This is a genomic window from Streptomyces sp. RP5T (assembly GCF_003933965.1).
In the GTDB taxonomy this organism is placed as follows: Bacteria; Actinomycetota; Actinomycetes; order Streptomycetales; family Streptomycetaceae; genus Streptomyces.
Window position 1 is genome coordinate 1 of the sequence record NZ_RSAJ01000631.1, and the last position, 4,565, is coordinate 4,565.

The 4,565-nt window shown below is 71.8% G+C and carries 4 protein-coding genes and 1 pseudogene; 3 read left to right on the top strand and 2 right to left on the bottom strand.

Going from position 1 to position 4,565, the window contains the following annotated elements:
- The coding region (locus EHS43_RS37970) for an SIS domain-containing protein (RefSeq protein WP_125195162.1) at positions 1–381 on the bottom strand (381 nt) is incomplete at its 3' end.
- A 136-nt stretch (positions 382–517) separates the two neighbouring features.
- Between EHS43_RS37970 and EHS43_RS37975 the strand changes: the two genes are divergently transcribed.
- From EHS43_RS37975 to EHS43_RS37985, 3 genes are read left to right on the top strand one after another with little or no spacing between them, the layout of a single operon-like run.
- Positions 518–1,297, top strand: a complete 780-nt coding sequence (locus EHS43_RS37975) for a DeoR/GlpR family DNA-binding transcription regulator (protein WP_125195163.1) — start codon at positions 518–520, stop codon at positions 1,295–1,297.
- Between the two features lie 58 nt (positions 1,298–1,355).
- Positions 1,356–3,197: a glycoside hydrolase family 15 protein gene (locus tag EHS43_RS37980; RefSeq protein WP_125195164.1), complete on the top strand. Its 1,842-nt coding sequence runs from the start codon at positions 1,356–1,358 to the stop codon at positions 3,195–3,197.
- A gap of 55 nt (positions 3,198–3,252) precedes the next feature.
- Positions 3,253–4,128 carry a PhzF family phenazine biosynthesis isomerase gene (locus EHS43_RS37985; protein ID WP_125195165.1) on the top strand — a complete coding sequence of 292 codons (876 nt, stop codon included), beginning with the start codon at positions 3,253–3,255 and terminating at the stop codon, positions 4,126–4,128.
- A 54-nt stretch (positions 4,129–4,182) separates the two neighbouring features.
- Here EHS43_RS37985 and EHS43_RS37990 read toward each other — a convergent pair.
- A pseudogene (locus EHS43_RS37990) lies at positions 4,183–4,565 on the bottom strand (hypothetical protein); the annotation flags it as partial.

A 4,565-nucleotide genomic window follows, 5' to 3' on the forward strand; every position in this document is an offset into this window, starting at 1 on the left:
GTCGAGGACGACCACCTCGTCGGCGGCGGCCGTCACCGGGGTGGCGGGGTCGGCGGTGAGGGCCGTGGTGCGCGAGCGCCCCTTCAACTGGCCCAGCAGGTCGAGGACTTCGGTCGTCGTGCCGGAGCGCGTGAGGGCGACTACCCGGTCGTAGGAGCGGCCCAGGGGGAACTCCGAGGCGGCGAAGGCGTCCGTCTCGCCCTGCCCCGCCCCCTCCCGCAGCGCGGCCACCGCCTGCGCCATGAAGTACGAGGTGCCGCATCCGACGATCGCGACCCGCTCCCCCGGAGCCGGAAGCGCGCCCGCGTGGCGTGCCGCCTCCGTCGCGGCCCGGGTCCAGCACTCGGGCTGGCTGGTCAGCTCGTCCTCGACATGGGTCATGCCACACCTCTCCCTCTCCATGATTGTTCTTGCAAGATATAGCCATCTTTCGAGCACTATCAAGCATCCGTGCGCAGCGAGCGTGCGCTAGGGTCGCCGGGAGGGCGAGGGACGGTGCGAGGGACGGAGGGTGCGGATGTCGCGGGACGCCCGGTGGAAGGCGCTGCTGGAGCTGCTCGTCGAGCGGGGCCGGCTGGACGTCGAGGAGGCGGCCGCCGACCTGGAGGTCTCGGCCGCGACGATCCGCCGTGACTTCGACCAGCTGGCCGAGCAGCAGATGCTGGTGCGCACCCGGGGCGGGGCGGTCGTGCACGGGGTGTCGTACGAGCTGCCGCTGCGGTACAAGACGGCCCGCCACGCCTCCGAGAAGCAGCGCATCGCGAAGGCGGTCGCGGAGCTGATCGCGCCCGGCGAGGCGGTGGGGCTGACCGGCGGCACGACCACCACGGAGGTGGCCAGGGCCCTCGCCGTGCGCGGGGACTTCTCCAGCGGCTCCCCCGCGCTGACGATCGTCACCAACGCGCTCAACATCGCCAATGAGCTGGCCGTCCGCCCCCAGTTCAAGATCGTGCTGACCGGCGGGGTCGCACGCCCGCAGTCGTACGAGCTGGTCGGGCCGCTCGCGGACGGCGTGCTGAGCCAGATCACCCTCGACGTGGCGGTCCTCGGAGTCGTCGCCTTCGACGTCACCCACGGTGCCGCCGCCCATGACGAGGCGGAGGCCGCGATCAACCGGCTGCTGTGCGAGCGGGCCGAGCGGGTCGTCGTGGCCGCCGACTCCAGCAAGCTGGGACACCGGGCGTTCGCCCGGATCTGCGCCGCCGAGAAGGTCGGCACGCTGGTCACCGACTCGGCGGCGGCCCCCGAGACGGTCCGGCGGTTCGAGGAGGCGGGGCTGCGGGTCCTCACGGTGTGAGCGCCGTTCCCCTGACACTGTGGCCGAACCTGCCTAGGCTGATCCGCAGGAGGCCGCGATGAACGGATCAGCCAGGGACCACAGCGGATCACCCGGGGACCGCACGGGCTACCTGCCGATCGCCGAGCACGGTCTGATCGGCGACCTGCGCAGTGTGGCGCTGGTCGGGACCGACGGCACGATCGACTGGTACTGCTGCCCGTCCTTCGACGCGCCGAGCGTCTTCGCCTCGATCCTGGACGCGGAGCGCGGGGGCAGCTTCGAGCTGGCGGCGGCCGTGCCGGCCCGCACGAAGCAGTTCTACTTCCCGGACACCAACGTCCTGATCACCCGGTTCTACACCGAGGACGGGGTGGGCGAGGTCCAGGACTTCATGCCGGTCGACGGCGACACGGTGGAGATCGAGCGGCACCGGCTGATCCGGCGGGTGGTGTGCGTGCGCGGCTCGATCCCGTTCCGCACCCGTGTGGCGCCGCGCTTCGACTACGGTGCCCAGCCGCACACCGTGCGCATGGTCGGGGACGTGGCGGTCTTCGAGTCCCCGAAGCTGTCGCTGGGCCTGACCGCGACCGTGCCCCTGGAGACCCGGGGTCCCGACGCCCGCGCCGACTTCAAGCTCGCCGAGGGCGAGTCGGCGGTGTTCGCGCTGGACCAGGTGGGCGGCGAGGTGACGCCCCGCCGGTGCGCGCGCACCGAGGCCGAGGAACAGTTCAACAGCACGGTCGCCTACTGGCGGCACTGGCTGTCCGCCTCCAAGTACCGGGGCCGCTGGCGGGAGATGGTGCACCGCTCCGCCCTCACGCTGAAGCTGCTCACCTACGCGCCCACCGGTGCCATCGTGGCCGCGCCGACCACGAGCCTGCCCGAACAGCTCGGCGGTGAGCGCAACTGGGACTACCGGTACGTGTGGGTGCGCGACGCCGCCTTCTGTGTGTACGCGCTGCTGCGGCTCGGCTTCACCAGCGAGGCCGAGGAGTTCATGGAGTTCCTCATCCGGCACGTCAGTCCGGAGGGCCACGGTCCTTCGGGCCCGCTCCAGATCATGTACGGCATCGACGGCCGCACCGATCTGACGGAGCGTGAACTCGGCCATCTGGAGGGGCATCAGGGCTCGGCGCCGGTACGGGTCGGCAACGCGGCCGCCGACCAGCTGCAACTCGACATCTACGGCGCCCTGATCGACTCGATCTACCTCTACGACAAGTGGGCCAAGCCGATCTCCAGCGGCCAGTGGGACGACGTGTGCACGCTGGTGGAGTGGGTGTGCACGCACTGGGACCAGCCCGACGAGGGGATCTGGGAGACCCGCGGCGGACGCAAGAACTTCCTGTACTCGCGGTTGATGTGCTGGGTGGCGATCGAGCGGGCGATCCGCATGGCCAACCGGCGCGGACTGCCCGCCGATCTGAACCGCTGGCGGGAGTGCCGCGACGCGATCTACCGGCGGATCATGGACCGCGGCTGGTCCGACACGCGGCAGGCGTTCGTCCAGCACGAGGGCGGCGACGTGCTCGACGCGGCCGTGCTGATGATGCCGCTGACCAAGTTCATCGCGCCGACCGACCCCAAGTGGCTGTCCACGCTGGACGCGCTGACCGAGGAGTTGGTGTCGGACTCCCTCGTCTACCGCTACGACCCGGCGGCGAGCCCCGACGGACTGCGCGGCGACGAGGGCACCTTCTCGATCTGCTCGTTCTGGTACGTCGAGGCGATGGTCCACGCGGGGCGGATCGACGAGGCGCGGCTGGCCTTCGAGAAGATGCTCACCTACGCCAACCACCTGGGCCTGTACGCCGAGGAGATCAGCAACACCGGTGAGCAGCAGGGGAACTTCCCGCAGGCGTTCACCCATCTCGCCCTGATCAGCGCGGCGTTCAACCTGGACCGGGCCCTTGGCTGAGGACCCGGTCACGGAGCGCGGAATAGCCGCCGCCCGGTTCCGTGTTGCCGCGATCATGACGACGAACGCGCCGCGGCCCGAGGTCCTGCGATACACCGCCTTCTCCAGCAGCCCCGAGGGCGGCAACCCCGCCGGTGTCGTACTGGACGCCTCCACCCTCACCGACGACGACATGCTGGCCATCGCCGCCGAACTGGGGTACTCGGAGTCGGCGTTCCTGACCGCGCCGCCGGAGGGGCTGGAGGGACCGGAGGGGCGGACGTTCCGCATCCGCTACTTCAGCCCCAAGGCCGAGGTGCCGTTCTGCGGGCACGCCACCGTGGCGGCCGCCCTCGCGCTGGCCGAGCGGATCGGCCCGGGCGAGCTGGTGTTCGCCACGCCCGCCGGGACCGTGCCGGTGTCGGTGGCCGAGGAGGACGGCACGGTCCTGGCCACGCTCACCAGCGTCGAACCGCACCTCGAAGAGGTCTCCGACGCCGACCTCGCGGAGGCGCTGGCCGCGCTCGACTGGCCGGCCGGCGATCTCGACCCGGCGTTCCCGCCCCGCATCGCGTTCGCCGGTGCCCGCCACCTCGTCCTGGCGGCGGCGACCCGCACCCGCCTCGCGGAGCTGGCGTACGACTTCGCGCGCCTGGAAGCCCTCATGCACCGGCTGGACCTGACCACGGTCCAGCTGGTCTGGCGGGAGTCGGACACGGTCTTCCACGTCCGTGACCCGTTCCCCGTGGGCGGGGTCGTCGAGGACCCGGCGACCGGTGCCGCCGCGGCCGCGTTCGGGGCGTACGCCCGCGAGCTCGCCCTGGTCCCCGAGGACACCGTCCTCACCCTCCACCAGGGCCACGACCTGGGCCGCCCCGGCAAGCTCACCGTGACCCTGAACGCGGGCGACCCCCGGGTCCGGGTCGCCGGCGCCGGAGCCCGTATCGGCTGAGGCAGGCGGTGTCGTAGAGGCGCGGCGACCGCGGGCGCGCTCGGGTTGTGCGGGTCAGTGGCTGTGCTCGTCGGCCGACTCGTGGGGAGGCGTGTCCTCGGTGGCCGTTTCCGACGTCCGGACCGTGAAGGCGGCGGTGTGCACCTTGCCCTGGTGCTTGAAGTCCAGGAACAGGCGATAGCTGCCGTCGCTGGGTGCCGTGGCCGTGAAGGAGATGTCCGGGCCGGCGGCGGTGGTGCCGTCGCCGGGCTCGCCGTTCGGGTGGACGTGGAGGTAGGCGAGGTCGCCGGAGCGCAGGGCGACCAGGTGGCCGTAGGCGCCCAGGTAGGGCTGGAGGTCGGTGACGGGCCTGCCGTCCCGGGACACGATCAGCTTCAGTTCGCGGGCGGCGCCGGGGCGCAGCGCTCCGGCGAGCTTCACCTCGTAGCCGTCGGTGG

Excerpts from the sequence above, each read along its gene's own strand:
- EHS43_RS37975 (WP_125195163.1), top strand. The coding sequence starts at position 518 with ATGTCGCGGGACGCCCGGTGGAAGGCGCTGCTGGAGCTGCTCGTCGAG.
- EHS43_RS37980 (WP_125195164.1), top strand. The coding sequence starts at position 1,356 with ATGAACGGATCAGCCAGGGACCACAGCGGATCACCCGGGGACCGCACG.
- EHS43_RS37985 (WP_125195165.1), top strand. The coding sequence starts at position 3,253 with ATGACGACGAACGCGCCGCGGCCCGAGGTCCTGCGATACACCGCCTTC.